Here is a 24,505-nt window from a genome sequence, read left to right on the forward strand (position 1 = left end):
TATCGATGGCATGGTTTGTCTAACAAGCTTGAAGGATGTCAGAAAAGTTGATGAATCTTGTACATCGATTCGTTTTTTATGCCTGATTTTTTTAGTTTTGTGTCCAATTTTTGTTGACAAGTGCAAGTGACTGCATCTTTGATTGTATGAAGTGATGTATTAGTAATGGCAATAAGAGTGCTAATTGCTGATGATCACGCTCTATTGAGCCAATACGACCCGTTGAATTTGGCGGGTCGTTCAACAGATAGTAGGAGGTTATTATGAAGAAATTTTGTTTTTTGTTTTTGATAATCTGTGGCTTGATGGTTTTCTGCCTTCAGGATTGTCAAGCGCGGCAGAAATTAAATCTTGCTGATCTGGAAAATAAATATAACGCCGTGATTGGTGTTTACGCCGTTGACATGGAGAATGGAAAAAAAATTTGCTACAAACCTGATACGCGTTTTTCCTACTGCTCGACACACAAAGTTTTTACGGCTGCAGAATTGCTAAGACAAAAAAATACCTCCGATTTGAATGAAATTCGTAAGTTTTCGGCGGAAGATATTTTGTCCTACGCGCCAATCACCAAAGACCATGTTGCTGATGGCATGACGCTGGCGGAAATTTGTTCGGCATCGCTCAGGTGGAGTGACAACACGGCGGCAAATTTAATTTTGCAGGAGATCGGCGGCGTGGAAAATTTCAAGGTGGCACTTAAAAATATTGGCGACAAAACTACCAAACCTGCGCGAAATGAACCTGAACTTAATCTTTTCAATCCAAAAGATAATCGTGATACTAGCACGCCGAGACAGATGGTAAAAAATTTGCAAGTCTATATATTCGGCGATATTTTGAGCGACGACAAGAAAAAACTGCTGATTGATTGGATGAGCGACAATTCCATAACCGACACGCTTATCAAGGCAGAAACTCCGCAAGGTTGGAAAGTTATCGACAAGAGCGGTTCAGGCGATTATGGGGCGCGGAATGATATTGCCGTGATTTATCCGCCCAATCGCAAACCCATTGTCATGGCGATAATGTCGCGCCGCACGGAAAAAAATGCAAAATCTGACGACGCTATGATTGCGGAGGCGGCAAAACGAATTTTTGATAATTTAGTATTTTAAAGGGGCTTGATAGCATCGGTATTGCCGATGGGCAGAGAGGGCCATCACGCAAAAATATTTCGCCAAACATTTATATCTCACTCAAACTTCGCACACCTGAAACCCTTACTATTATATCATATTCCGATTTTCTTCATCAAAAATACGGCAGAGAATCCTGCGTTTCCTCTTGGATTCTCTGCCGTAATCCTTTTTTCCTGCTTATGCTCTGATTTCCGTCCCGTCCTTGAAGGTCACCCAGATATCGTCTTTGCTGTACACTGTGATGAAATCCACCAGGCTGCCCCACAGCCGGGCATCGAACTCCTTAATGAGATCCTGATTCCTAAGCTCCTTGATGAAGCTGTCCATCTGACGGCTCCGGGCCTTGCGATACTGGATGGCTTCACAGGTCTTGTCGTACTGCGTCTTCGCTGCTTCATACCGACTGACCAGTTCGTTGTAGTTCCGGTCATAATCATCCTGGTTCTGCGCGACCCTGGCGTTCTCGGCTATGAGCTGCTGTATCTTGTCGGCCAGCAGGTTCAAATCTGTGCTTATCCTGTCCCGCTCCTCTTCCAAGTCTTCTGTGTCAGTGAGCCGTTCCTTCAGCAGTGTGATGCTGTCAAGTACGTCCGCTTTGTTTTCGATGAGCTGATTGACGGCCCGGACGAAGGCTTCCTTGATATCATCCTCTGTCAGATGTGGTGTCTTGCAATGGCTCTTGAACTTATCGTTGCATCGGTAGATGGTTCTGCGGTACTTGTCGGTCGAATGCCAGACCTTGGCCCCGTACCAGCCTCCGCACTGGCCGCACTTGATTTTGCTGGAGAAGATGGATACGCCGCTGTAACGTCCCCTGCCTTCACGCCGCCGCTTGATTTCTTCCTGTACCCAGTCGAAGACCTGCGGGCTGATGATGGCTTCGTGGTTATTTTCCACATAGTACTGCGGCACTTCCCCTTCATTCGCTTTCGTTTCTTTGGTCAGGAAGTTGACGGTGAACCGCTTCTGCAGCAGGGCATCGCCCTTGTATTTCTCATTTGTCAGGATGCTCTCTACCGTCCCCGGATACCAGCGTTTCTTTCTTGCCGGAGTTTCCAGCCCTCTGGAAGTCAGCTCCCTGGCAATGGAGTGGAAGGTATACCCGTCCAGGAACAAGCGGTAAATCAGTTTCACCGTCTTGGCCTGTTCCCGGTTGACGACCAGATTCCCGTCCGGTCCCCGGTCATAGCCAAGGAAATGGCCGAACGGCACACACACCTTCCCGTCAGCGAATCGCTTCCGATGGCCCCAGGTGACGTTTTCCGAGATGCTCCTGCTTTCTTCCTGCGCCAGGGAACTCATGATGGTGATGAGGAGTTCGCCCTTGGCATCGAGCGTCCAGATATTTTCCTTCTCGAAATATATCTCGATGCCCTTGTCCTTGAGCTTGCGTACCGTTGTCAGGCTGTCTACGGTATTTCTGGCGAAGCGGCTGACTGATTTTGTGACGATGAGGTCGATTTTCCCATCCATGGCATCCCTGACCATCCGCTTGAAGCCATCGCGGTGACGCGTGTTGGTAGCCGAGATGCCTTCATCGGTGTAGATGCCGACAAATTCCCAGTCATCCCGTTCCCTGATATAGTTCGTATAATAATCGACCTGTGCTTCATAGCTGCTGATCTGGTCATCATGGTCCGTGGAAACCCTGGCATAGCCCGCTACTCTCCGCTTCTTCCGGCTGTTAATCGGAGCCGCCGTATAACGGCTGATGGTGGCCGGGATGGCCCTTACTGTCTTTGCCACTTTTCTCCGCTCTCCTTTCTCCGTGCCTTGGGACGCCGCTTGGATGGCGTAGGCGTATAAGAAATCTCTTCTGTTCTCCCACTCTTGAAATGGACAGTCAGGCAATTTGGCTTTCCGGCTTCGATATATTCCACTTTCTCCCTAAATCTATCCTCATCAAAAGCTTTTACCCCCATGGCCTCTGCGGCCACACGCTTCAGGTCATCTTCCCGGATGCTGACCGATTCACATTTGCCGCCTTTGCTGCATCGCCAATAAACAGGCCTGTCATGCTTCGTTTTGCACCGCCGGAAAGAGGATCCGCACAAGGCGCACCGGACACGTGTCGTAAAGGCGGAGAACCGTGTTCCCTTGCCATTGGCCATGTAGTTTTTCATCCATGCCCTCTGGCGATCCTTATACTCATCGGTCCAGCAATCCTTCTTCGCCGTTGATACCCAGTGCCGGATAAGTTTCTGTCCGTTTTTCATACAGAAAACCATCACATGGTATTCTGGCACTACTATCTTTTCGACCCGGTCAAGAAACGCCTGCTCATCGAAATCATCCAGGCCTAGGACTTCTGTACTCTCCTTCACGAGGACTGCATGCGGGATACTGCCTTTTGCGCCGCAATTCCGGCCTTTCAGTTTATGGGAGCCGCAATCCCAGAATTCTTCAAAGCCCCGGTCTGTGCGGCGATTGTGCATATAACTCCGACCGCAGATGCCGCATTTGATTTTTCCCGTGAAGCAGGTCGTGTTCAAGGACTTATTGGCCAGCGCCCCCAGTTCCTTTCGCCGCGCCATCTCCTGCTGCACGTAATCAAAGGTTTCCTTGTCGATGATAGGCTCATGCGTGTTTTCAACATAATACCTAGGAAGTTCGCCCCGGTTCTTCTTCCGCTTCTTGAGGATTGGATCCGTCACATATTCCTTCTGGAAAAGCATATTGCCGGTATAGGTAACATTGGTCAGGACAACCCTGATGTTGGAATCCATCCAGCGGCAGCCATTCCGGGTCGTGATGCCTTCGGCTGCAAATTCCCGTTCGGTTTCAAGACGTGACTTGCCATCCAGGAAATTCTGGAATATGCGTCTGACAACAGCCGCTTCCTTGGGGACTATCACCAGGGTATCCCCTTCCCAACGATACCCGTAAACACGGAACCGCCCGTTAGGATTCCCCTGCTCAAATTGTTTCTTGATACGCCACCGGATATTTTCACTAATGGAACGGCTTTCTTCCTGGGCAAAAGATGCGAGGATGGTCATCATCAATTCCCCATCCCCGCTCATGGTATGGATATTTTCTTTCTCGAACCAGACCTCGACGCCTTGCTCTTTCAGCTGGCGTACTGTCTGGAGGAGGTCGACCGTATTCCGGGCAAACCGCTGGATGGATTTGGTGAGGATGATGTCGATTTTGCCCGCTTCCGCATCTTCCAGCATGCGCTGAAAATCCTGCCGCTTTTTGATGCCCGTCCCGGATATGCCGTAGTCCGCATAGACACCGGCGTATTCCCAGTCTGGGTTCTTCTGGATCAGGCTGCTGTAATAGCTGACCTGTGCCGAAAGGGAATGCTGCATCCGCTCCGATTCCATGGAGACACGGGCATAGGCTGCGACTTTCTTGCGCTTCTTGATTTTAGGTATGCTTTGTTCGATTTTACGGATAGTCCGCATAAAATCAGCTCCTTTCGACACTATATATCACTCTGTTTGATACAATTAGCAAGTGTATAAGTCGCCGGAAAAGGGCTGATATTTGAGAAGCATCTCCTGCTCGAAAGCCCGGTATTCCTTCTCGGTGATGAGTTTCTCCGCCAGCATCGTCCTCGCCATATGCATCGTCACCTGGAAGGTTGCTTCATCATGAAATGTCCTTTTATCCATGGTGGCCACCCCCGAAGCGGTATTCGATATAACAGGCATGGGAGCAGAACTTCCGATGGCTGTTGCCGTAGACGCTGAACTCTTTGCCGCAGTTCGGGCAGGTGAAAGTATAGACTGCCTTCCGCTTCACCAGCTCCAGATGGGTATTCCACCACTTGTTCCGGCAAGAATCTGAGCAGAAGCGTTTCCGTTTCCGTCCAGGATTCTGTTCAATAGGTCTGCCGCACTGTTCACAGACTGATGCCGCCGTCTTCGCCGCCAAGTTATGACGCCTGCAAAACGACTTCACCGTATTGATGGAAATGCCGACTGCTGCCGCAATCTGCCCGTACCCTGCCCCATCCCGGCGCAGGGCGATAATTTTTTGCTTCTGTTCATCCGTCATCGAGGACACCTCCTGAAAAATTTGCTTTCAGGAGTAATAGGACAGAACGGCTATCGTTAAGTACTTCAAGGGCAAAAAAAAATTACGGACGCCCATGTGAGCATCCGATTTTTCATTACTTGTACTAAACAATAAGTACTGCTGTATTGTACCTATAGTAGCCTTCGTTGCAGTGTGTTATAATTAAAGAAATTCGATATAAACACACCATAGCTTAGAAAATTTACAGACGGTGTGTACAAGGAGTTTCTATGGCCGCTATCGTCACCTTGAATCAAGACAGTCCTTCTGTCCAATATTTATGCAAAAAAGATAAACGGCTTGCAAAAGTCATCAGTATGGTAGGTCCGATTTCCTATGAACCACACACTGATAATCCCTTTCCTTTTCTAATCCATGAAATCATCGAACAGATGCTGTCGGTAAAAGCCGGAGCAAAAATCTATGGACGGTTTGAAGAATTGTGTGAGGGTCAGATAACCCCGGAGGCTATCTCAAAGCTCTCCGTTGAGGAAATCAAGGCAATTGGTACTTCTACTGCCAAGGCTAACTATATAAAAAACGCAGCTTCAGCCGTCTTGTCAGGAGAACTCGATTTTACGAAGTTCCCTGATATGACGGATGAAGCTGCGCTCAAAGAATTAGTCAGCCTTCGCGGCATTGGTACTTGGACCGCAAAGATGTATTTGATTTTCGTCCTGGACAGACAGGACATCTTGCCATTCGAAGACGTTGCTTTTTTACAAAGCTACAAATGGCTTTACAAAACAGAAGATGTGTCGAAAGCATCTATAGAAAAGAAATGTAAAAAGTGGAAGCCCTACTCCTCCATTGCTGCCCGGTTTCTTTACCGTGCTTTGGACATGGGCTATACGAAAGAAGCGTTTCACTTATATAAATGAAGTGAGGAGATTTTGACATGAAAAAAATCTATCGAATTCATGGTGATAATATTGTTGAATGTGAACGGATTGCTAATTTAATTTTAAATGAAGTGCATCCTCAAAATATGAAAAAGACTCTTATATCTCCTGCAACTATTTCTGAGAATATAATTTTTTCCTATTCAGGGTTTGACTTTGAATGGGAGTTAATATTATTGCCCGGATTTAATAAAGCTGGTCGTTCTCGTTGGAAGGGAGATATATTTAAAGCATTAAGAGAAAATGGTAGTTTCTTAGATGAAACCCCTGATGCAATTATTACAGAAGTCACTAACAATAGTGAAAAAATCATATGCGCAATTGAGTTCTGTAGCGCATTACAAGCAGGTAATCAAGCTTGGCAAAGAAGTGGTCGTGCCTTTTCCACAGGAAGAACAGGATGTCCATATATCTATATCGTGGATTTTGTAAAATATGAACTCGATCCCCAAACACGAAATCGCAAAGCTTTACGATTTCCTAATGCAGCTGTCCCCTATAGCTATGTGAACTTTTCTAGAGTATCTGGAAATTTTGTTGCCCAAGTTTACGTTAAATCAGAATCATTTGATAAAGAATTCGACTCCGCGCTTAAAAATTTTGATGAAAATAACTTCGCTGAAAAAGATCTCTCTTCTTTTTTGGTGAAAACGATGGCGGGACTTGACACATCATCAGAAAGGAATTCTATACTCACTAAAAATTTTAATGTAGTTTGCTTTTTATCTGAATCTGCAAAAGAAAATACTAATTTTACATCTTCAGATTGGAAAAAAATCCAAAAAACAGGTCAAAATGTAATTGATTATTGTATTGCAAATGCACGTTTTAATTTTCACAAAAAAATCACTAAAAAGGGCGCCCATGGCCATATACTTGAAGTTTTAAGTTTAATCGATAAACTAAGCGTTGGTTTCACATCTCGAGATCTTCCAATTGGTATCATACCCGCAAAAAATCGTATTGCTTTAGCAAATGGGATAAAAAAGATTTATCCTAATTTCAATGATGCCACTATATCTCAATTAAGCAATACTGAAAAAAATCTTGTACTATGCTTAATTAAAGGGTTTAAACCTCGTGGAGATGATAATCGGCCAGACCGAGGATTACTCCCATTAGCCGCGATGCTTTCAGATAATAAAAACGAAACATTAACAATCATTTATGGCCCATTATTATTCAATAATTATAAACTACTATTAAATCATCCTAGGCAGCTAGCAAAGGCAAATGGATTATGGAAATCAATACTTTCCTTAAGTGATTTTTTGATTTTAGATGTTCCAATTCTCTCAAATTCAGACATCAAAGATGCCGAAGAATTAATTAGCACTTCTTCTTTAAAACAATATTATATAGGTAAAAATCATACTAATCCCAATTTGGAAAATGAAGTCTTTTCAAATTCTCCGCGTGAATATCATGAAGATGATGTTGATACAGGAATCCATTATACGTTCACAAAGGTCTTGAAAAAATACTGCTTTGAAGGAATGTGCAATCCTCCTGGTGGAGACTGGAGTGGATTTTCAATCATTGATAATAACAAAGAAAAACGATGGTTATCTCTGCCACGCGTAAGTGAAGATGTTAATGGAAAACGCCCGGATCACATTCTTGAACTTTTTGGTGTTTTTGACAAGCCATTACTTCTAAGTATCGAATCAAAAGAAAAATCATCAGACCTAGAGCCGTCAGTAGGCATTGGGTTAATTAATTATATAAAAAGTCTAATGAGCTACATTCCAAATGTCGAACGTTCTATAAATCCAGAAGGCCCTTGGTATCGTCCTATAAAAGCGGTAGATTTCGATAAATTTAAAGTAATCTCTGCCGCAGCTTATTTAGAGAACAATGCAGAAGAAGACGCAGTTGTGCATCGTAATAGTCAGTGCGATATGCTATTCATAATGGCTCCCAAATCAATAGGATGGAAAATAAAAATCGTACCATTTACTATGGACGCTACAACTCTAAAAAAAAGAATGGTCGAAATTATAAATTCATCAACTGATGGAACTATAGAAATTGAATAAAAATAGGGGGAGATGAACCTCCCCCCTATTTTTATTCAATAATTCATATATATGGATTCATACACTTGCTGCGATTCTTTATCCATAACCTTTTTAAAGCTAGAATTTCCAGAAGCAATAAATTTATGTCTTTTGTAAAGTTCTTTAGGGAGATTAACTGTATAATCAGTATCTCCGCGTTTTCCATCGAATGAAAGCATATACTTTATTCCCCGGCTGTTTAATTTCTCTAAAAAAATCACGAATTCGTCAAAATCAATAGATTTCGTCCCATAATACCGTCCTACAGTATGGAAATATGGCGGATCTAAATAAATAAAATCACCTGCGGTTGCACTTGCTGTAGTCGTTACATAATCGTTTGCTAGGAATAGCGTTCCTTTTATACGCTTTGACCAGTCCATAATAATTTTTTCCAGACTTTCAGGTTTAATACCTTTTCTCGTGTGATGCAATGAGTTATTAAACTCACCTTTGGCGTTAAATCGTATAAGGCCATTGACACATGTTCGCGATAAAAACATCAAATCTTCTGGCGAATGGGTCCGGTTAAAATCATCACGAATAGAATAATACGCCTCATATCCTTCGCTCTGTAATCTATTCCAGCGCAATGTATATGCTTCAGCTAACTCTTCTGGTCTATCTTTTATTTCATTCCAAAGAGCAATCAGTGGTTCGCAAATATCGCCACAGATAGCCTTTTGTGGATGAATTGCATATAAAATTGAACCACCACCAACAAAAGGTTCGAAATAAGTATTAAATTGAGCGGGGATATTTTTTAAAATCTCATCTGCCTGTGATCTCTTACTCCCACTCCATTTTATTACTGGTTTTATCATTTGATTTCATCTTTCTTTTCAATATTTATTTCCATATCAAATATGGATAATTGGTCATCATCAGTCTTTTTATTATTATTTTTTCTGCTTTCTTTCTTTTTAGATGCTGCTTCTTCAGTCATCTCATTTGGATTATCAATTTTTTCTTCATTAAATTCAATATCAGCATTTTTTAACCGTTCTTCTGCTATATTAATATATTGCTTATCTATTTCAAATCCAAGATAATGTCTTTGACATTCTTTTGCAGCTACACACTCACTTCCTGCTCCTGCAAACGGAGTCATCATTATGTCCCCCACCTTTGATGACAATCGAATCATTCTTTTTATTATCTTGATAGGCTTTTGTGTAGGATGCTTTCCATATGCTAACTCTTTTCGAGCTTTGTTATTAGAAATATCCCAAACAGTACGCATCTGCTTTCCTGAACTTTTTAATTCATCTTTGCTAAAATCTCCATTTTTCGAGTAATTGTAGTTGAAATAATATTCCCTTTTCTTTGCGCCTTTATTACACCACAGGATAGTTTCGTGACTTGCTGTTAATCTGCGACCAGAAAGATTAGGAAAAGCATTTTTTTTATACCAAATAACTTCATTGATGATTTCGATTTTCAATAATTGGCAAACAACATTAATGATTCCTATGTTGTGATAAGTTCCAAAAATCCACATAGATCCTGTTGGCTTTAAAATTCTTTTCGCTTCTGTAAGCCATGCCTTAGTAAATTCAAAATAGGTTTCTAAAGTATAGTCATCCCACGACTGCATGACTTTATTCCAATTTCCACCCATACCGTCAAGTTTTACACTATTATCCCATTTCCAAGTCCCACCTTTTGAAAGATTATATGGAGGATCTGCTATTATCAAACCTACACTATCATTTGGAAGTTTTTTCATACCTTCCACGCAATCTATATCATAAATTTTATCAATATCTAATATATTCATTTTTTCCTCTTAATCATTAAGATAGTATTTTGCTGGTTTTTTTGATGTTTGCTTAAAACGAACATGACTTGCGCTAGCAATATGTCTTCTAATGCTCGCATTTAATGTGTTTTCAGGTGTCTTACCCACAGAAATCAATTTTTTATCAAGTCTCATTTTTAACGCGTATTCCCAAATCTCCGGAATCGTCATTTCACATTTTTCTTCTCGTAACACTTCTTCAATAAGATCAAGATAAGTATATCCCTTATGCGACATTATATTCTCCTTTGCATTCAACAGTGTGATGGTTGCTGAATACATAATGATTATGGAACATCATTGCATTCAATCGTATTCCTATTATACAAAAAACTCAGTAGCAAGGCAAGAAAACAAAAGAATTATTTAAACAAGAGCAAAAAATAGTATTTTAGGCTTTACATGGCAATGAAAGCCGGTATGGAACATCTCCCTGATGTCCCATACCGGCTTTTCTCATGCAATCTTCTGTTTAATATCAGCTACGATGGATTTGACTGCCTGCTGCAGCAAAACGATATACAACCTGTTACGGATTTTGACCCACCAGCTCGTTGTGGTCTGGATTTCAGTTTCCAGCGGGTCGGTGAGGTTCTTCATCTGCGCTTCGACGAGCTGCTGCAGGTCATCAAGGTCGATGGCTTTGATGGCAGCTTCCGCTTCTTCCCTGGCAAAGGATACAACGGTTTCAGCTACGGCTTTCTTGATTTCTTCCCGGTTCATGATCATTTCCCTCCATAAATCAAAAGTTCATAATCGGTAATACCACGAGCTACGGCTCTGGCTATGGCGTCTTGGGAGTTTGCCAGGATTTCTTCATCGTCTGGATTGGTGATGAAAGCCAGTTCGACGAGGACAGCGGGCATGTCGGTATTGGTCAGAACGTAGAGTCCGTTGACGCCAGGGGTGGCAATCTTTACGCCACGGTCGGTCGTATCCAGAGCATCGACGAGCTGCTTCCGGATGCAGTTGGCCAGCGTGCTGCCGCGATAACTGCCCGCACAGGCCCAAGTCTCAGTGCCATTTGCCTGCTCTGCTTCAGCAGCATTACAGTGGATGGAAACGAAGATATCGGCATCACTGCCATTCGCTGCTTCGCAGATATCGTACAGGCTGTCAGACTGGAGCAGCTCTGTTTCAACACCAGCAGCATTCAGATAACTTGCCGCAGATTGACCGACCGCCAGGGCGACGTCGCACTCGCGCAGCCCCGTTTCTTCATTTACGGCACCGGGATCAGGATTGCCATTCGGCGCATGGCCGGGATTCAGGAATACTTTCATTGTTTTTCTTCTCCTTTCTGGTTGACGGCGGACTTGACCGTGCCGCCAATGTAGCCGAGCAAGCCGGATGCGATGGACATGGCCAGCTCGTTGAGGTTATAAAAAATGGCCATGATCAGGGCTGTGACCAGCCCGATGATGACCAAACAATCAGGAATATTGATTTTATCGATAAGCAAAAACTCACGCTCCCTTCGGGGTGACGCTTACAGCACCGTCTTTACGGACGATATCGAAATCTTCCATCGGCAGGATGCGGTCAGCTACAGACTTCCAATGGCTGTCTGCCTTATAGGCTTCCAATGCCGCCTTAGGTACAAGGACTTTCGTCTGAGATGGAATACCACGGTCACTATCTGTTCCACCCTCGACAACGAAATCAACGTTCACATTATCCAAGATGAGATATTCCAATGCGGTACAGGTAGAAAAGGTATGGTACGTATTGATAGTCGCATTGCCGACATTCCTCAGTGTATCGAAGTAGACACATTTGAGGCTCTTGCAGTATGCAAACAAGCTGTAGATGCCTTCAATGTCCCCAAAGCCGCTCATATCCGCTGATTCCAGATTGCTGTTGCCCAGGAACAGCGAGCCCAGGCTTGTGATGAGGCTTTTAGAGATACCGCTCAAATCGACATATTTTTCATCAAAACCTGTTCCCACATTATTACTTTTGGATGGGCAGAACAGGTTAAGAAGTGTATACGAATTGCGGGTAACATCCATGACGTAAATTTTGCTGTTGGCTTCGATCTGTCTCTTTGAAGTCAGTTCTACCGTCAGGCCCTGATCCTGATAGAGCTTGTTTTGCCCTAAGTAAACAGTAGTATATCCTTCCGGGACCGTGATGTCGGTCGGGATTTGAATTGCTTCCGAAGCCGTAATGGTAACGTCACCGCAAATCAATCCATCTTCGAGCTTTCCTGACACCACAGCCTTACCGCCGATCCACCCCGCGTCGGGTGTTATCTTTGTCTTGAAAGCATACGAAATACCAAGAGTGGCTTCAGATTCCAGATTTAGTGTTTCGTTTCCGGATTTTGCAAGGGTATTTATCGTTCCCGCCACTTGCGGGGTAAAAGAAGCAGAAATGGTCTGGTGCGGCACCTGCTGGATGGTCACCTTATAAGGTGTGGCAGTAACAGTGCTGGTGCTACCGCCGCTTCCCGTATTCGTCCCTGCCGTATAATTGCCGTCTGCATCATAGAAAGTCTTGCCTTTGGCCACATCAGCCGCTTTTGCCGTCGTATCAGATACTTCACAGAAACGAGCCTTGCCGCCACTCTTTAGCGGAATCAGGACGGCCGGCACTTCACTGTAACTGGCACCGGCAATCTTCACATCTACTTTCATATCTCTTCCTCCCTACACGACCGTCAGTACTTTCGTCAGGCTGTCCTGGGAAACGGAAACGGTCGTCAGGCTGCCTGTCACCTTGGTGCCGTTGATATAGGCCGTCTTACCGCTGACAATCGTCCCCGCAGCCGCAGTGGCATCACTGGTATCGACCACGCTGGACTTGCCGCTGATGCCAAGGACCGTCACCCCGGACTTGATGTTGCCGCTGACGAGTTTGGCCTGTTCCTCTTTGCTAATACGCACGGAGCCGCTGCCATTATGGAAGCCGGCCGGGATGGTATAGGCACCATCGGCTTTCGCGATGCTGCCGCTGACGGCACCGTTATTACTCATTGTCCCGGTAACAGCCCCATTTCCAAGAAAGGCCGACTTTCCGATCAGGATATCGCCGGAAGAGGCAGTAGCACCGGAGGTATCATAAAAGACAGCAGTACCTTCTCCTTCTGCCAAAGGAATTGAAACCTGCGGCACTTCTGCATAGATAACGGAATTGATTTTTACGTTCTTCGCCATGTTGATTGCTCCTTTACTCGACTTTTAACTCATAACCGTTGAAACTGATTCTGCCATAATTCGACGGAATGGCAGCCACCGTCACCTTCGAAAGAGCCGCATACCCGACATCTGCTGTGATGACCTGTTCCTGAGCTTCTGGGGTGACACATTTTTCCTGAAAGGCAGAAGAGGGTGTCTGCGGCATAGAAAGGATGCCGACCAGGGTATTCCGTTCATGTGCCATGCCCCATCACGCTCCTTTCCAGGAAAAAGTCTCTGGCCGGGATAAAGGTATCGGTATAACCGTTCTTCCGCATAAGTTTCATCTCATAGACGTAACGGCCACAGGCCAGCAGCTGTGTATCTTCCGGCAAAAACTGCAGTACGCAGCGTTCTTGCTCCTGCCGGATGCCTTGTCCCAGTGTTTTTGTGAGAACGGGTTCCTTATCCGTAATGAAGCGTTTCAACGTAAATGTCAACCGGTCGCCATCGTCCAGGATAAAGACGCTGCCCGTCACCCGGTCCCGGATGGTCAGGTCGAATTCTGCCGAATCGCCCCTCGTCAGGTGGATCCGGTTCTTTACTACAAAAAAGCTCATCCTCCTCACCCCTGTTCATGCTGGCGCTGCTCCATCACATCCAGACGGTGATGGGCATGTTCTGCCGATTCTTCCACACGGGACAGCCGCTCGGCCATCTTCTGCCGCTTCGCTTCCGTATCCGTCAGCTGTCGGCGCAGTTCAACGATGCAGTCCCGAAGGCCCCGCACCGATTCATTGAGCGGCTTGATGACGCTGAAATTGAAGATGATGCCACAGAGCATCAGGACGGAAACCAGGGAGCCTGCTACCTGCATCCATTCCATCATGATTCTCACCTCCTAACCTGTTCGCTGGAACATGTAGACCACCAGCGATGGCTGCATGTTGTTGTGAGCCTGGCCCCCGCCTGTCCGGGAAAGGCTGTGGGAATGATTGCCGTCCCAGGAGGTATGGCCATCCACCTGGTTGCCATGCCAGCAGCCGTCCCCATAGCCGACAGCGACGGGAGCATCGTTGCCTTCACAGGCATCCCACTGAAAATTACGGGGCAAGGCACCACAGGACCAGTGGTTATGGCCACCGGCATTCCCTACACTGTGATCATGGGGCGGTGCTTCCTGGAGGCTAAGAGTGTGCTTCTCTTCACCCAGCTTATCGCCGGCTTTATACATGGTCCCGCTGTCAGCAGCCCCCGCACCAATCAGGCAGCGGCCCATGGCAAACGCCACCCAGGTGGTTCCCGGCCAGTACGTTGCCGGATTCCTGCCGTCTACGGAAATATAGACAGAGCCTGTTGGGAAGGGGCAGGCCTGGATTTTGGCCACGGCTTCTTCATCCATATCAGCATAAGTGACCTTGCCCCATGCACCGTTGCTGTGCAGGACGGTGTTCATCCTGCCTGCTGCTGGTGCTGGCACGACACCACTCTGGCCAGCTGTCTTTTCGCCGCAGCCCGTAAAATCAGGTAAGGTAATATCCCGGGTGCCGTCAAAGAGGATCCGGTGAATCCTGCGTCCTGTCTGCAGCTTCGTCGCAGTAGCGGCATTGCCGCTGATGCCATTGGCATGAGCCTTGGTATCGGTCAGGTGCGCATTGATGTCCGCCGCCGTCGCCGAGATGCGTTCATAAAGCCGCGCATCATTACTGACGAGCTGCGAGACCGTCCGATTCTGTTGGTTAAAGACAACTGGATCTTCGGCTAGATACTGTGGAAAGCACACATCGTAATCAAGACTGTTTTCCACGGCTTCGCTTGGCCGCACTTCCTGCCCGGCACGGTCCGGGAAGTCAGCGGACCATTTCTCTTTACTGTATTCATCCATTTGTCGTCACTCCTTCCCTGGATACGACGGTCGCCGTCGAGAAGGTGGCTTCCCCGTTCCAGTAAATCTTGCCATTCCAGGAATAGCCAAGATAAATGGCATAACCCAGATGGGCCGGTTTATAGATATTGAGCTGCGTGATGAGTTTCTGTAAGGTCGCCGTATCTTTATCGTTCATGATGCAGTAGACCTTAAAGTAATATTCTTCATTGACTTCCTCGATGTGACCCACACTGTAGAGGTTGACGATGGATTCCATAAAAGCCTTCGTCGACACATCTGTGTGCTGTAGCTTGAAGAGGATGCGCTGGCGGCGGAATTCATCGGTTTCACCATCGCTTGCCCGGATGCCGAGGAACGATTCAAAGAGCGGCAACGCCCAGGTGGCCGTACTGACGAAGAAGTTATCCGCCAGGTCCTGCAAGGTTACACGGATGCGGTCATGCTCCTTGTTGCAGGTTTCTGCCGCGCGGCGAAACATCGGGTCCCGGGATAAGAAATGCGGCAAATACTTCAGGATATCCATCCGGCTCTGCCGCATCCAGTCATTGGCTGACAAGGTTCAGCACCACCTTTCCCGCAACTGGAATCTGCTCGTTTGTCAGTTCCACGTTGGCCGCTTTCCCGTTGAGCTTCAATTCCTTATAGTCCGTAATGCCGCTGATGGAAAGAAGGAGCTTTCCCATCTGGGCCAGACTGACATAAGAAAGCGTGAAACCTGTCTGTTTGAGATAAGTCATCATGGCGGCCTTCACGGCATCCGGATTGGCCGTACCATAGACATCTGCCGTAAGGTCAATGGAAAGTGGCGCCGGCGAAACGACAGTCACGGTTGCCCCAATGGGCCGCTGGCTTTCAATGTAGTCGTAGACTTCTTGGATTAATTCTTGGGAAGCCGACTCATTTTCTGCCGTGACGATGATTACCTTCACCGTACCATTGCCTTGCCAGAGCGGGATGACCTTGCAATTCCCGACGCCATCGACAGACATGGCCCAGTCACGGTAGTGATTGGCATTGCCCGAGGTGATGGGCTGGCGCACCCGGAAAAGCAGCCGGGCGAGGAGTGCCGCATCCGTTTCTTCATCCGCCCCATCGGTACATTTCTTATGGTTGATGACTGACGCTACATTGGGGATGGAATACGGAATTTCAGTAATCGTCCCTTCTGCCACATTGCCCACCGTGCCGGCATCGGCCGCTTCCACAGGAATGGTGATTTCTGTGGTATCCGCAGGGATCGTAGCGGACTCCAGAGTGTAAAAGCGCCGACCGTCCTTCGTCTGAAAGAGGCTGCTACGGATGATGTACGCACCGGCCATGCCCGTCACGGTCACTTCGCCTTTCGCCTTGACGGCCTTCTTGCGATCGACGCCAAACTCCGCTGCCCGCAAGGTCAGGTAATCACCCCAGGACGTTTCGGCAAAAGCCGCATCGCGCAGCATGGCCATCTCGGCATAGTTGCTTTCAAACTCTACGGCATTGGCGTCAATCAGGTCGCGGGCAAAGGTGCCTTCAATAGTACTCTGCTCTTTTTCTGCGATGGTGTGCAGGGTCTGTGCCATACGGCTTTCAATCACATCTTTTGTCTGTGCATCAAATAAATTACTCATGCCTCGCTCCTTCCTGCCGTTACGGTCAGCGATTCTTCGCTGTAGATACTCGTCACATCGACCGTGATGATAAGGTCATCGTATTCCCGTTTCTCCACATCGATATGGTTGATACGGACAATATAAGGATTGATTAGCAGCCCTTCACGAATGTTTTGTGAAATCTGGTCCGCCGTATAACGGCTGTTCGGTGCCCTGCCCTGGTACGGCTCGATAGTAATGCCGTAGCTGTCATCATACGCTAAGTAGCGATACCGTTCGGTAAGAATCGCTTTATAAATCCAGACCTTGAGGGCTTCATTTTCCGTCACCATCAGGTTCTGGCCTTTTTCGTCATAACGGAAACACTGCTTTTCAAAGTCATAGCCGTATTCTACGAAAAGAGGCAGCGATTCATTGGAATTCGCTGCCTGGGTACTATTCATTGCTACAAAAGGATTAGCCATGGCCATCAATCCTCACAATCTCGTCTAAAATAATGTACTGCTGAATCCTGCCGTTAATGAGCATGGGCATGATGGCCACGTACATGCCGGGCTTCAGGGTATCCGTGTAAATGACGGAATCGGTATAGTCATTATCGATGTCATGGTTATGGGACTGATAAGCCGCATCCCCACTGCCACCGGCTCGGTTCTGTGTCGCTGACACCAGATGGCCTTTAGCCGTGCGGCCATACCCTGCCAGGAGATAATGGGAAATCCACAGCTCCTCTTTCGTTAAAATGATGCCGTTGTAACGGACCTTGATATCTGGCGGCGAGGACAGAATCTGTCCAATCTGGATATCCGGGCTGTTGCTGCTACGGCTCACCTGCTCCATCAGATTCAGCAGGCCGATATATGGATTCTTCTGCACACGCTCACCCCCTTGAGGTCTTGATAATCGTTGCCGGATAATAATCGCCGCCCATGTCGATACTGCCTTCATAATGATGGAAGCAGCCATAGACATTGGAGCTGTTGCCCCAGCAGCCACCGCTGCCATCGTAGACCACGACATGCCAGTTCGGGTCCGGCTTACTGTAGCGGTTGTACATGATGATGTCGCCCTTTTCGAGCTGTGATGGATCATAAGGAATGGCCAGACCCTGTGCTTCTGCATCGGCCCGCAGCTGATCGCAGCCTTTGACGCCATTGTTATATTCCTGCGCTGCAAAAGGTGAATAGCCCGCCGCGGCAATGGTCGCCCGGTCTACACAGCCTTCCGAGCCATAGGGCGACACGGTGCCGTCGAAGTTTGCCATACACCCATCGACCACACTGCTGCCAGCAATACTCCCTCCTAACGAAGCCGCCTGGGCAGACGTCTTCGTTTCTGCCGGCGGTACATAGTCCGGATTGGCATTGTACGAAGCACTGTCCAGTTCCTTTTTCTGCTCATCCAGCAGCTTATGGAAGACCAAGTGCAGTTCCATCAGGTGTTTATTGCCTTCGATCTTATGGCTGTCTGACTTGATGAAGAACTGGCCTTTAAGCTGTTCTTCCTGGACCGAGACAGAAAAACCGGCGATGCACTGGATATGACCGATGGCCCGGATGGACATGTCATGGGCGACGGTCTTTAGCATGGCCCGCGCCTGCGAGGCATCATCCTGCTTCGGGTCCGCTTTGCAAATAGCCTGGATGAGACCGAAGCGGTCAATATCCGTCTGATTGGGCAGCTCCCCTTTCGTCTGCCCGGCACTGTCGACAACGATGACTTTAGAAACCATGTCTTCGACCGATTCAGAAACAGAAGCGCCCGTCAGATTCGTCACATCGCTAATCAGGAAATCTTCCACTACCTGGTCGTTCATACAGACCACGTTGAGCTTCCCCTCTGTCATGTAGATGTGGTAGCCCTTCTGGTCTTGGGCAGACTGATAGGATAATGCCTGCTTGATGGCTTCTGTAGCCGAGATGTCATCAGCAATGAAATTACAGATGACAGATAAATCCGGGATGGTCCCGGCAGGAATGGAGAAATCATTGATGGTCTGACGGATGGCATCGGCCACTGTAACGTTCGTATACTTCTTGGTAATGCGGGATTTGGCCAGATAGACGATATTGTCGAAGGCTGTAAAATGCATCACGGAAGAGCCGCTTTCCCGGCTGCGGCCAAAAATGCGTCCCTGGAAGAGATGGAAGGTTTGCTGCGAGGTATCGTCGATGCATTGCAGCAGTACTTCATCTCCCAGCTCCAGTTCCGGATTCTGCCAGGCTTTGTCCCGCGTCGTATAGGCCAGGTCGAATTCCAACTTGCGGCCGGCCTGCTCGACATCGCCGGACCAGGTTGCGGAAATCAACCAACCTGTAAGATCTGTATTCTCCGGCTGGTTGTTTTCCGCAGGTTGTGTGGACGCAGTATTCTCTTTTTTATTGATTTTTTGTAACTGGAACATTTTCATCATTCCTTTTGATGTTCATCGTTGTCAGGCGGATGATATCCCCTGTCGACAGACCGCCGTTACGGACGATGCTGCGATAAATCTGGAACTTCGAGAACTGCTCATTATTGAGCGTCACCGATTTTCCCACGGCCCGGCCGATGACGTTCCCAATGCTGTCCCCGGGATAATAAGTAATGTTTTTCTTCATCTTCGACCAGAACGATTCCGGCCGCTTCTTCAGTCCTGTCGTGGCATCGGTCTTCCCTGTCTCCGGTGCTGTGACGTAGCGGTACTCTGTCAGGCCCAGCTCGTAATAGACATCGCCGCTTCCGTCCTTTTCGCCAAACTTGAAGGATGAAATCAGACAGGGCATAGAAAGCGGCGTATCCGACACCGTCAGCTGACAGACGCTGTCGCCGGTACGCATCGTTTCCAGTTGGGCAATGTACGTATAAGGCGCCAGCCCCATCATGGCAAAGGGATAATCCTGGGCCGGGAAAAAGCCGGAGAGGGTCAATGTCTTGAGACCCGTCTTCCCTTTCATCAGATAATCGCCGAAGTTGTTAATGTTCACCGTGCCGTGATTCGTATTGACCGCAACCATCAGTTCCGAAGGCAGGACGGGAAAGACTACGGTTGCCGTATCCGAGGAAAGGGAAATGGTAATAGAAGACGCTACCAGGCCGATGGCGTTCAACAGAGATGCTAAAAATGAACTCATCAGAGGGTCGCTCCTTTCATGCGGTTCATGCCGTACAGTCTCATTTTTTCGACGAGCTTTTCAGCGACGGCATCGATATCCTGCTCGCTGCGAACATTCATGGTATCGATGCGGATCGTAATACCGCCGCTGCCGGCGTTCATGGCCTGGCGGATACTTTCATCATGGGGTACAACCGTGCTGCCATTGGGCAGATGGACCAGTTCTCCGCGCCGGTCTTCGTTGATGACGGCAAAACCGCCACGGAAATTCTCGACACCGCTTTCGAAGTGGCTGATGCTGGGGATATCAAAACCCACATGGGTCGGTGCGCCGCCAGTCAGGGATGGGATATCGATGGACAGACCGTTGATGCTGGAAATCAGGCCATTCACCTGGTCGATGACCCAGTTCACACCATTGCGGAAGGTATCCTTGATGCCTTCCCAGATGTTCGAGGCCGTTTGGCTGATAGCATTCATAGCGCTGTCCCAGGCCGAGCTGATCCAGTTCATCCCGGCATCGACGGCTTCCGACACAGCCTGGATAGCTTGTTCGATGTACTGCGACACCGTATCCCAGTTACTCCATAAGAGATACAAGGCGGCAATAATCGCGGCAATGATGATAATGATAGGATTGGCCATGGCCGCAGCGCCTACGGCACGGATGATGGTGATTATCATACGGCCGGCGGTAAGGAAAGTGCTGCCCATACCCTTGGCCACAATGGCAATGCCCCGGCAGACCGGAATGAGTCCTTTGAACTGCGTCGAGAGGTATTTCGAGACACTGCCGGCTTTACTGATGCCAGTAGCGATGGAGTTGAAAGTACCAAAAGCCCTGCCGCCGACCGTCAGGATACGGCCCAGGGTCGAGCCGAAAAGCTGAAAGGTCACGATGCCAAACGCCACCTGGCCAATGAGCGTTTTCTGTTCCGGTGTCAGTGTCCGGAACCAGGCAGCCAGTTCCTTGACGCGCATCGACATGGCCTTGAAATACGGCGTAAAAGATACCGCCAAATCCATGCCGGCATTCTTCAGCTGGTTCATGGCAATCTGCATCTGTTCGGACGGCGTCAGCATCTTTTCATAGGCTTCCCGGGTCATGCCGGCAGATTTCGCCATCTGGTCCATGACCTTGTCGAAGTCCCCGGTCCCTTTCCCTGTCAGGACCAGGACGCTGTTCAAGGCTTCCACGGAACCAAAGAGCTGTGCCATCTGCTGGGCATCGCCGCCAGTCGCCCTTTTTACTTCATCAAGGAATTTCACCCAGCCCACACTCTTGAGGTGCGCGGCATTGAATTCGACGCCCAGGGACTGGGCCAGTTTTGCTGCCTCGGACGAAGGCTTCAGGATATTGCTGTATGCCGCCTTCAGGCCAGTAACGGCTTCACTGGTACGGATACCATTCTTCGTAAGGACGGCGATGGAACCAAACAGTTCCTGGGTACTGACATTGAGCTGTGCGGCAATGGGGATGACGTTGCCCATGGCTTCAGCCATTTCACCAAAGGAAGTCTTGCCGAAGTTCTGGGCAAGGAGCATCTGGTCCGTGATGGCGGACGCTTCTTCTGCTGATTTCCCATAGGCATTGAGGACCGTCGTGACCCCGTTGACGGCGGTCGTCGTATCCGTAAAGCCGGCCTTGGCGGCAATCGTCATGTCTTTAACGAAACTTACCGCATGGGCCGCATCGACACCAGCCGAAATGGCCTGGTAGACGGATTCCGAAAGGTCGGCTACCCCTGCGCCCGTCTCATCACTGACGGCACGGATTTCGTTGCTGATTTTCTGCATGGAAACGACTGTCGTATCGACAAGGGTCGAAATCTTGGCGATGCCGTTGGCAAAATCGCTGTGAAGTTTGAAACCCGCCGTCGCTGCTGCCAGGATAGGTGCCGACAGCAGAGCCATCTTGTCGGACAGACCGGAAATCTTGCTGCCCGTCTGCTCGATGCTCTTGGCCGTCCGTTTCTGGATGCGTTCATGTTCCGTCAGCTTATCCGAAAAGCCGCTGACCGATTGTCTCGCCGCTGCCATCTGGGTTTTCATGGAACCCAGGCTGGCATTGACGCTCTTCACAGTCGGCGTAAACAAGTCCCTCAATCGGATGGCGGCATCGATGACGTTATTGGCCATGCTGTTTCACCTCTCTTTCCATCCCGACAGCCTATGCCAGGATCATCTAGCGATGGTTTTTCCTGTCGCCTTGCAAGCGACCTGTTTCAAAGAATTTTTTGTTATAATGAAGATAAATAGTGAAAAGGCTGATACGCCATAGAAGAAATGATTATGGAGGCGGGCATCATGAAATCTAAAAAGGTAGGGAAAGCTTTTCTTAATCATATTGCCTGTATAGAAAAGCTGATTTTTACAGATGGCGGCTTTTTTGACGGGTATAGAACGACAACGGTACAATTTGAGGGTGACCAGGTAGTGTATGAGGTCAAGCACTCACTTTCACCTGCTCCGTCTTTTCCTGAGATTGATTTAGATAAAAGCGAATTTATTGCAAAGCTTCAGTCGCTCCATCTTGAAGATTGGGATAGGGAATATGTAAATTCGGGTATCCTCGATGGAGAGCAATGGAAACTGACCATCCGGTTTTCAGATAAGAAGCGGCCACTGAAGATTTACGGAGACAATGCTTACCCACCGAACTTTAAAGAATTCCAGAAGTTAATGAAATCAGAAGACGTACTGCCGGAGTAAATGCTTTCACAAGAAATCGTAATGTAAGAACTATGAAGCAGGAACTTCACATCAGTGGAGTTCCTTTTTCATTGCGTTCTTCCATCTCATACCGGACAAAAGCGTACAGTATCTGCCGTTCACCATAGCCGCATTGCAGGACCGCTGACGGCAGCAGGTGATGGTCCCGGAATAAGAGATACATCGCCTGCACCTCGCCATCGGTCCGGATCAGTTTTTTACGGCTTGATCCACCTTGTCCTGTGTGGTATAACCGTTGAGTTCGGTAATCTGTGCAGTGAGATCTGCGATTTCGCCAGCCAGGAAGAGTTTCCGAATAATGTCTGCCGGAATAGCGGCACCGAATTTTTCTAAGAGGTCTTTGTTCTTAAGGTCCGGGTCGGCGATACCCGCCAGGAGCGTCTGGGTCTGCATCTTGTAAAGGTCGATGTTTTCTGCACTGCCGTTTGTGAAATCGACGGCCATCTTCTGAATATCGGCGTAGCGTTCCGGGTCAATGGCCTGCAGTGTCACGATGAAATCAAAGCCCAGGAGCTTACTCAATCGTTCCATTTTTACTTTTTTCGTCGGTTTATTCGCCAGTTTATTGGCGATGTCTGCTTTCAGCAGTTTGTCTACCATATTCATGTGCATGTCCTCCTTATGCTAAATCCAACAGGTCCCAGTCAGAGAAAGTAAAGCTGTAGCTTTCTTCGCCCATCTTATCGACTTCCCAGTCGGCCAGAATGAGGCTGTCGAAGGTGGCGTCCTTAATGACGATGCGTTCGCTGCCGATGGCATCTTTATCGTCAAGGACGGAAACAATGGTCACGACGGTCTGTTTGCCCGCCTTGATGTTATCGTTCATCTTCTTGATCATGTAGCTCGAGACTTTATGGAGCTTCAGCTGTCCTTTGCAGTCGTAGCCCGTGACCTTGTAGCCCTTGCCCACATGACGAAGCATCTTCACTTCTTCCTTGGTCAAGGTGACTTCGGCCTTGAAAGCCGTGGCTTCGGCCATCAGATCACCGTCGATATAGAGGTCGGCATACTTGCCGTTCATTACCCGTTTGGCTTCCATGCTGTTCACTGTACTTCACCTCCTCAGATATTGACGGCAATCGTGACATCTTCCATGGCATCCAGGAGCGAAGCATCTACAGAAATAAAGACATTACTGCCGATGTTGGCCAGTTTGATGTCCATTTCCGACATATCCGCCAGTTCCTCTTTCGTATACTTGCCATTGGATTCCAGCCAGATTTTCGTAGATTCTACATCGATATAAGCGGTGTTCTGACCCTGTTCTAACAAGCCCTCCTGGGCCAGCTGGTCCAGATAGCCCTGAACCGCCGTCACCAACAAACAGCGATTGGCATAGCTGTTCGAATACTTGCCAAGGTAATGGTCCTGGGCGGTCGTGCGGATATCGTCGTACATCATATCCATCAAATCGACAAGCTTGATTTTCTGGAATGATACCCCTTTGCCCTGGACGGTCGTGACCAGAGAGTTGATGCCGCGGCCCAGCTTGACCTTTTCCCCGTCAAAGAAGAAGAACAGTTTGCCGGCATCCGTCATGGTATCCATTTCTTCCTTCGTCCATACGTCGCAGCCAATGACTTCCGGCAGCGGTGCGTAGGTGCAGGCAATGGTCATGGGCGTTCCCGCGATGACGCCTGCGATGCGCCCGCAATACTGGGCAGTCGTGTAGGTCTTCGCTTTCGTGCGGATGACCTTGTTGACGAAGTTGATGACGCCTTCCGTATCCGCCGTGCAGTCCGGCAGGACTGCCTTGATGCGCTTGTTCTTATTTGTCCGCATCCCCTTGATCCAGGTCGCAATCGTGTCGATGTGGTTTTCTTCGATGTCCGGGATGACCAGATAATCGAAGCGCTTGTTTTCGATGGTCTTCAGGATATCGGTATAATCTTCTGCGTCCTTACTGATGATTTCGGCGATGACTTTCTTCGGGCTGTTCACATAGCCGCGGAGGGTCAGCTCCAGCTGCTCACGGTTGCTGTCCGAGAGTTCTTTGGGGATGTCATCCGCCGTATACAGGTTCACTTCCGTCTGGGACGGCAGTGTCTCTTCTTTCAGAATCAGAAGGACAATACCGCGTTCACTGCGTTCGATGGCACTGATGCCTTTTTCTTTGAACGCGATATTGATGGATGGCATTTTCATGGG

30 protein-coding genes are annotated in these 24,505 nt (G+C 48.0%); 4 read left to right on the top strand and 26 right to left on the bottom strand.

Going from position 1 to position 24,505, the window contains the following annotated elements:
* The first annotated feature begins 263 nt into the window (after window positions 1-263).
* Window positions 264-1,118, top strand: coding sequence for an extended-spectrum class A beta-lactamase ACI-1 (locus FX155_RS06320; RefSeq protein WP_006555379.1), 855 nt, complete (start codon window positions 264-266; stop codon window positions 1,116-1,118).
* 201 nt (window positions 1,119-1,319) lie between these two features.
* Here FX155_RS06320 and FX155_RS06325 read toward each other — a convergent pair whose 3' ends face one another.
* From FX155_RS06325 to FX155_RS06335, 4 genes are read right to left on the bottom strand one after another with little or no spacing between them, the layout of a single operon-like run.
* A complete protein-coding gene (locus tag FX155_RS06325) occupies window positions 1,320-2,888 on the bottom strand; it encodes a recombinase family protein (RefSeq protein WP_298762063.1) in 1,569 nt (522 codons plus the stop codon).
* On the bottom strand, window positions 2,873-4,552 hold the full coding sequence (locus FX155_RS06330) for a recombinase family protein (RefSeq protein ID WP_154488114.1): 1,680 nt from the start codon (window positions 4,550-4,552) through the stop codon (window positions 2,873-2,875). Before FX155_RS06330 ends, FX155_RS06325 begins: the two co-directional genes overlap by 16 nt.
* Before the next feature lie 45 nt (window positions 4,553-4,597).
* Window positions 4,598-4,762, bottom strand: coding sequence for an SHOCT domain-containing protein (locus tag FX155_RS11400; RefSeq protein ID WP_195839622.1), 165 nt, complete (start codon window positions 4,760-4,762; stop codon window positions 4,598-4,600).
* Window positions 4,755-5,147, bottom strand: a complete 393-nt coding sequence (locus FX155_RS06335) for an RNA polymerase subunit sigma-70 (RefSeq protein ID WP_154488115.1) — start codon at window positions 5,145-5,147, stop codon at window positions 4,755-4,757. Before FX155_RS06335 ends, FX155_RS11400 begins: the two co-directional genes overlap by 8 nt.
* A 251-nt stretch (window positions 5,148-5,398) precedes the next feature.
* On the opposite strand from FX155_RS06335, the gene FX155_RS06340 reads away from it, so the two are divergent.
* The gene (locus FX155_RS06340; protein ID WP_154488116.1) at window positions 5,399-6,049 is read left to right on the top strand and encodes a DNA-3-methyladenine glycosylase family protein; all 651 of its coding nucleotides are present in this window, start codon (window positions 5,399-5,401) and stop codon (window positions 6,047-6,049) included.
* A gap of 17 nt (window positions 6,050-6,066) precedes the next feature.
* Window positions 6,067-8,109: a hypothetical protein gene (locus FX155_RS06345; RefSeq protein WP_154488117.1), complete on the top strand. Its 2,043-nt coding sequence runs from the start codon at window positions 6,067-6,069 to the stop codon at window positions 8,107-8,109.
* A 35-nt stretch (window positions 8,110-8,144) separates the two neighbouring features.
* On the opposite strand, the gene FX155_RS06350 is transcribed toward FX155_RS06345, so the two are convergent.
* From FX155_RS06350 to FX155_RS06440, 19 genes are all read right to left on the bottom strand, one after another.
* On the bottom strand, window positions 8,145-8,954 hold the full coding sequence (locus FX155_RS06350; protein ID WP_154488118.1) for a DNA adenine methylase: 810 nt from the start codon (window positions 8,952-8,954) through the stop codon (window positions 8,145-8,147).
* Window positions 8,951-9,910 (bottom strand): DNA-methyltransferase, encoded by a 960-nt coding sequence (locus FX155_RS06355; protein ID WP_229778464.1) that lies wholly within the window; start codon window positions 9,908-9,910, stop codon window positions 8,951-8,953. Before FX155_RS06355 ends, FX155_RS06350 begins: the two co-directional genes overlap by 4 nt.
* A gap of 9 nt (window positions 9,911-9,919) precedes the next feature.
* Window positions 9,920-10,168, bottom strand: coding sequence for a winged helix-turn-helix domain-containing protein (locus FX155_RS06360; RefSeq protein WP_195839623.1), 249 nt, complete (start codon window positions 10,166-10,168; stop codon window positions 9,920-9,922).
* A 219-nt stretch (window positions 10,169-10,387) separates the two neighbouring features.
* Entirely contained in the window at window positions 10,388-10,654 is a 267-nt protein-coding gene (locus FX155_RS06365) for a hypothetical protein (RefSeq protein WP_229778465.1), read from the bottom strand.
* 2 nt (window positions 10,655-10,656) lie between these two features.
* Window positions 10,657-11,214, bottom strand: a complete 558-nt coding sequence (locus FX155_RS06370) for an N-acetylmuramoyl-L-alanine amidase family protein (protein WP_154488121.1) — start codon at window positions 11,212-11,214, stop codon at window positions 10,657-10,659.
* Window positions 11,211-11,393, bottom strand: coding sequence for a hypothetical protein (locus FX155_RS06375; RefSeq protein WP_154488122.1), 183 nt, complete (start codon window positions 11,391-11,393; stop codon window positions 11,211-11,213). The genes FX155_RS06370 and FX155_RS06375 overlap by 4 nt, the downstream gene beginning before the upstream one ends.
* 4 nt (window positions 11,394-11,397) lie before the next feature.
* Window positions 11,398-12,570: a hypothetical protein gene (locus FX155_RS06380; RefSeq protein WP_154488123.1), complete on the bottom strand. Its 1,173-nt coding sequence runs from the start codon at window positions 12,568-12,570 to the stop codon at window positions 11,398-11,400.
* Between the two features lie 12 nt (window positions 12,571-12,582).
* Complete coding sequence (locus FX155_RS06385) at window positions 12,583-13,089, bottom strand: hypothetical protein (protein WP_154488124.1); 507 nt, start codon at window positions 13,087-13,089, stop codon at window positions 12,583-12,585.
* Between the two features lie 13 nt (window positions 13,090-13,102).
* Window positions 13,103-13,315, bottom strand: a complete 213-nt coding sequence (locus tag FX155_RS06390) for a hypothetical protein (RefSeq protein WP_154488125.1) — start codon at window positions 13,313-13,315, stop codon at window positions 13,103-13,105.
* Entirely contained in the window at window positions 13,305-13,670 is a 366-nt protein-coding gene (locus FX155_RS06395; protein WP_154488126.1) for a hypothetical protein, read from the bottom strand. The genes FX155_RS06390 and FX155_RS06395 overlap by 11 nt, the downstream gene beginning before the upstream one ends.
* A 5-nt stretch (window positions 13,671-13,675) precedes the next feature.
* Window positions 13,676-13,939 carry a hypothetical protein gene (locus FX155_RS06400; RefSeq protein ID WP_229778466.1) on the bottom strand — a complete coding sequence of 88 codons (264 nt, stop codon included), beginning with the start codon at window positions 13,937-13,939 and terminating at the stop codon, window positions 13,676-13,678.
* 12 nt (window positions 13,940-13,951) lie between these two features.
* Window positions 13,952-14,935: a phage baseplate protein gene (locus FX155_RS06405; RefSeq protein ID WP_154488127.1), complete on the bottom strand. Its 984-nt coding sequence runs from the start codon at window positions 14,933-14,935 to the stop codon at window positions 13,952-13,954.
* Window positions 14,928-15,494: a putative phage tail protein gene (locus FX155_RS06410; protein ID WP_229778467.1), complete on the bottom strand. Its 567-nt coding sequence runs from the start codon at window positions 15,492-15,494 to the stop codon at window positions 14,928-14,930. Before FX155_RS06410 ends, FX155_RS06405 begins: the two co-directional genes overlap by 8 nt.
* Window positions 15,481-16,548 (bottom strand): baseplate J/gp47 family protein, encoded by a 1,068-nt coding sequence (locus tag FX155_RS06415; RefSeq protein WP_154488128.1) that lies wholly within the window; start codon window positions 16,546-16,548, stop codon window positions 15,481-15,483. The genes FX155_RS06410 and FX155_RS06415 overlap by 14 nt, the downstream gene beginning before the upstream one ends.
* Window positions 16,545-16,994 carry a DUF2634 domain-containing protein gene (locus FX155_RS06420; RefSeq protein WP_154488129.1) on the bottom strand — a complete coding sequence of 150 codons (450 nt, stop codon included), beginning with the start codon at window positions 16,992-16,994 and terminating at the stop codon, window positions 16,545-16,547. The genes FX155_RS06415 and FX155_RS06420 overlap by 4 nt, the downstream gene beginning before the upstream one ends.
* Window positions 16,987-17,406 carry a DUF2577 domain-containing protein gene (locus FX155_RS06425; protein WP_326831116.1) on the bottom strand — a complete coding sequence of 140 codons (420 nt, stop codon included), beginning with the start codon at window positions 17,404-17,406 and terminating at the stop codon, window positions 16,987-16,989. The genes FX155_RS06420 and FX155_RS06425 overlap by 8 nt, the downstream gene beginning before the upstream one ends.
* A 4-nt stretch (window positions 17,407-17,410) precedes the next feature.
* On the bottom strand, window positions 17,411-18,934 hold the full coding sequence (locus FX155_RS06430) for an XkdQ/YqbQ family protein (protein ID WP_229778468.1): 1,524 nt from the start codon (window positions 18,932-18,934) through the stop codon (window positions 17,411-17,413).
* A complete protein-coding gene (locus FX155_RS06435) occupies window positions 18,909-19,643 on the bottom strand; it encodes a hypothetical protein (protein WP_154488131.1) in 735 nt (244 codons plus the stop codon). The genes FX155_RS06430 and FX155_RS06435 overlap by 26 nt, the downstream gene beginning before the upstream one ends.
* Window positions 19,643-21,763 (bottom strand): phage tail tape measure protein, encoded by a 2,121-nt coding sequence (locus tag FX155_RS06440; protein WP_154488132.1) that lies wholly within the window; start codon window positions 21,761-21,763, stop codon window positions 19,643-19,645. Before FX155_RS06440 ends, FX155_RS06435 begins: the two co-directional genes overlap by 1 nt.
* Window positions 21,764-21,931: 168 nt before the next feature.
* On the opposite strand from FX155_RS06440, the gene FX155_RS06445 reads away from it, so the two are divergent.
* Complete coding sequence (locus tag FX155_RS06445) at window positions 21,932-22,336, top strand: hypothetical protein (RefSeq protein ID WP_154488133.1); 405 nt, start codon at window positions 21,932-21,934, stop codon at window positions 22,334-22,336.
* A 210-nt stretch (window positions 22,337-22,546) separates the two neighbouring features.
* Here the strand turns inward: FX155_RS06445 and FX155_RS06450 are convergent, their stop codons facing one another.
* From FX155_RS06450 to FX155_RS06460, 3 genes are read right to left on the bottom strand one after another with little or no spacing between them, the layout of a single operon-like run.
* Complete coding sequence (locus FX155_RS06450; RefSeq protein WP_154488134.1) at window positions 22,547-22,963, bottom strand: phage tail assembly chaperone; 417 nt, start codon at window positions 22,961-22,963, stop codon at window positions 22,547-22,549.
* A gap of 13 nt (window positions 22,964-22,976) precedes the next feature.
* On the bottom strand, window positions 22,977-23,396 hold the full coding sequence (locus FX155_RS06455; protein ID WP_014128573.1) for a phage tail tube protein: 420 nt from the start codon (window positions 23,394-23,396) through the stop codon (window positions 22,977-22,979).
* A gap of 23 nt (window positions 23,397-23,419) precedes the next feature.
* Window positions 23,420-24,502, bottom strand: a complete 1,083-nt coding sequence (locus FX155_RS06460; protein WP_154488135.1) for a phage tail sheath subtilisin-like domain-containing protein — start codon at window positions 24,500-24,502, stop codon at window positions 23,420-23,422.
* Between the last annotated feature and the right edge of the window lie 3 nt (window positions 24,503-24,505).

This window comes from Acidaminococcus fermentans (assembly GCF_009696675.1).
Classification (GTDB): domain Bacteria; phylum Bacillota; class Negativicutes; order Acidaminococcales; family Acidaminococcaceae; genus Acidaminococcus.

Excerpts from the sequence above, each read along its gene's own strand:
- FX155_RS06335 (WP_154488115.1), bottom strand. The coding sequence starts at position 5,147 with ATGACGGATGAACAGAAGCAAAAAATTATCGCCCTGCGCCGGGATGGG.
- FX155_RS06385 (WP_154488124.1), bottom strand. The coding sequence starts at position 13,089 with ATGGCGAAGAACGTAAAAATCAATTCCGTTATCTATGCAGAAGTGCCG.
- FX155_RS06350 (WP_154488118.1), bottom strand. The coding sequence starts at position 8,954 with ATGATAAAACCAGTAATAAAATGGAGTGGGAGTAAGAGATCACAGGCA.
- FX155_RS06345 (WP_154488117.1), top strand. The coding sequence starts at position 6,067 with ATGAAAAAAATCTATCGAATTCATGGTGATAATATTGTTGAATGTGAA.
- FX155_RS06455 (WP_014128573.1), bottom strand. The coding sequence starts at position 23,396 with ATGGAAGCCAAACGGGTAATGAACGGCAAGTATGCCGACCTCTATATC.
- FX155_RS06360 (WP_195839623.1), bottom strand. The coding sequence starts at position 10,168 with ATGTCGCATAAGGGATATACTTATCTTGATCTTATTGAAGAAGTGTTA.
- FX155_RS06330 (WP_154488114.1), bottom strand. The coding sequence starts at position 4,552 with ATGCGGACTATCCGTAAAATCGAACAAAGCATACCTAAAATCAAGAAG.
- FX155_RS06365 (WP_229778465.1), bottom strand. The coding sequence starts at position 10,654 with ATGAACCGGGAAGAAATCAAGAAAGCCGTAGCTGAAACCGTTGTATCC.
- FX155_RS06445 (WP_154488133.1), top strand. The coding sequence starts at position 21,932 with ATGAAATCTAAAAAGGTAGGGAAAGCTTTTCTTAATCATATTGCCTGT.
- FX155_RS06430 (WP_229778468.1), bottom strand. The coding sequence starts at position 18,934 with ATGTTCCAGTTACAAAAAATCAATAAAAAAGAGAATACTGCGTCCACA.
- FX155_RS06355 (WP_229778464.1), bottom strand. The coding sequence starts at position 9,910 with ATGAATATATTAGATATTGATAAAATTTATGATATAGATTGCGTGGAA.
- FX155_RS06440 (WP_154488132.1), bottom strand. The coding sequence starts at position 21,763 with ATGGCCAATAACGTCATCGATGCCGCCATCCGATTGAGGGACTTGTTT.
- FX155_RS06390 (WP_154488125.1), bottom strand. The coding sequence starts at position 13,315 with ATGGCACATGAACGGAATACCCTGGTCGGCATCCTTTCTATGCCGCAG.
- FX155_RS06380 (WP_154488123.1), bottom strand. The coding sequence starts at position 12,570 with ATGAAAGTAGATGTGAAGATTGCCGGTGCCAGTTACAGTGAAGTGCCG.
- FX155_RS06435 (WP_154488131.1), bottom strand. The coding sequence starts at position 19,643 with ATGAGTTCATTTTTAGCATCTCTGTTGAACGCCATCGGCCTGGTAGCG.
- FX155_RS06415 (WP_154488128.1), bottom strand. The coding sequence starts at position 16,548 with ATGAGTAATTTATTTGATGCACAGACAAAAGATGTGATTGAAAGCCGT.
- FX155_RS06395 (WP_154488126.1), bottom strand. The coding sequence starts at position 13,670 with ATGAGCTTTTTTGTAGTAAAGAACCGGATCCACCTGACGAGGGGCGAT.
- FX155_RS06450 (WP_154488134.1), bottom strand. The coding sequence starts at position 22,963 with ATGAATATGGTAGACAAACTGCTGAAAGCAGACATCGCCAATAAACTG.
- FX155_RS11400 (WP_195839622.1), bottom strand. The coding sequence starts at position 4,762 with ATGGATAAAAGGACATTTCATGATGAAGCAACCTTCCAGGTGACGATG.
- FX155_RS06400 (WP_229778466.1), bottom strand. The coding sequence starts at position 13,939 with ATGATGGAATGGATGCAGGTAGCAGGCTCCCTGGTTTCCGTCCTGATG.
- FX155_RS06420 (WP_154488129.1), bottom strand. The coding sequence starts at position 16,994 with ATGGCTAATCCTTTTGTAGCAATGAATAGTACCCAGGCAGCGAATTCC.
- FX155_RS06340 (WP_154488116.1), top strand. The coding sequence starts at position 5,399 with ATGGCCGCTATCGTCACCTTGAATCAAGACAGTCCTTCTGTCCAATAT.
- FX155_RS06405 (WP_154488127.1), bottom strand. The coding sequence starts at position 14,935 with ATGGATGAATACAGTAAAGAGAAATGGTCCGCTGACTTCCCGGACCGT.
- FX155_RS06320 (WP_006555379.1), top strand. The coding sequence starts at position 264 with ATGAAGAAATTTTGTTTTTTGTTTTTGATAATCTGTGGCTTGATGGTT.
- FX155_RS06460 (WP_154488135.1), bottom strand. The coding sequence starts at position 24,502 with ATGAAAATGCCATCCATCAATATCGCGTTCAAAGAAAAAGGCATCAGT.
- FX155_RS06370 (WP_154488121.1), bottom strand. The coding sequence starts at position 11,214 with ATGAAAGTATTCCTGAATCCCGGCCATGCGCCGAATGGCAATCCTGAT.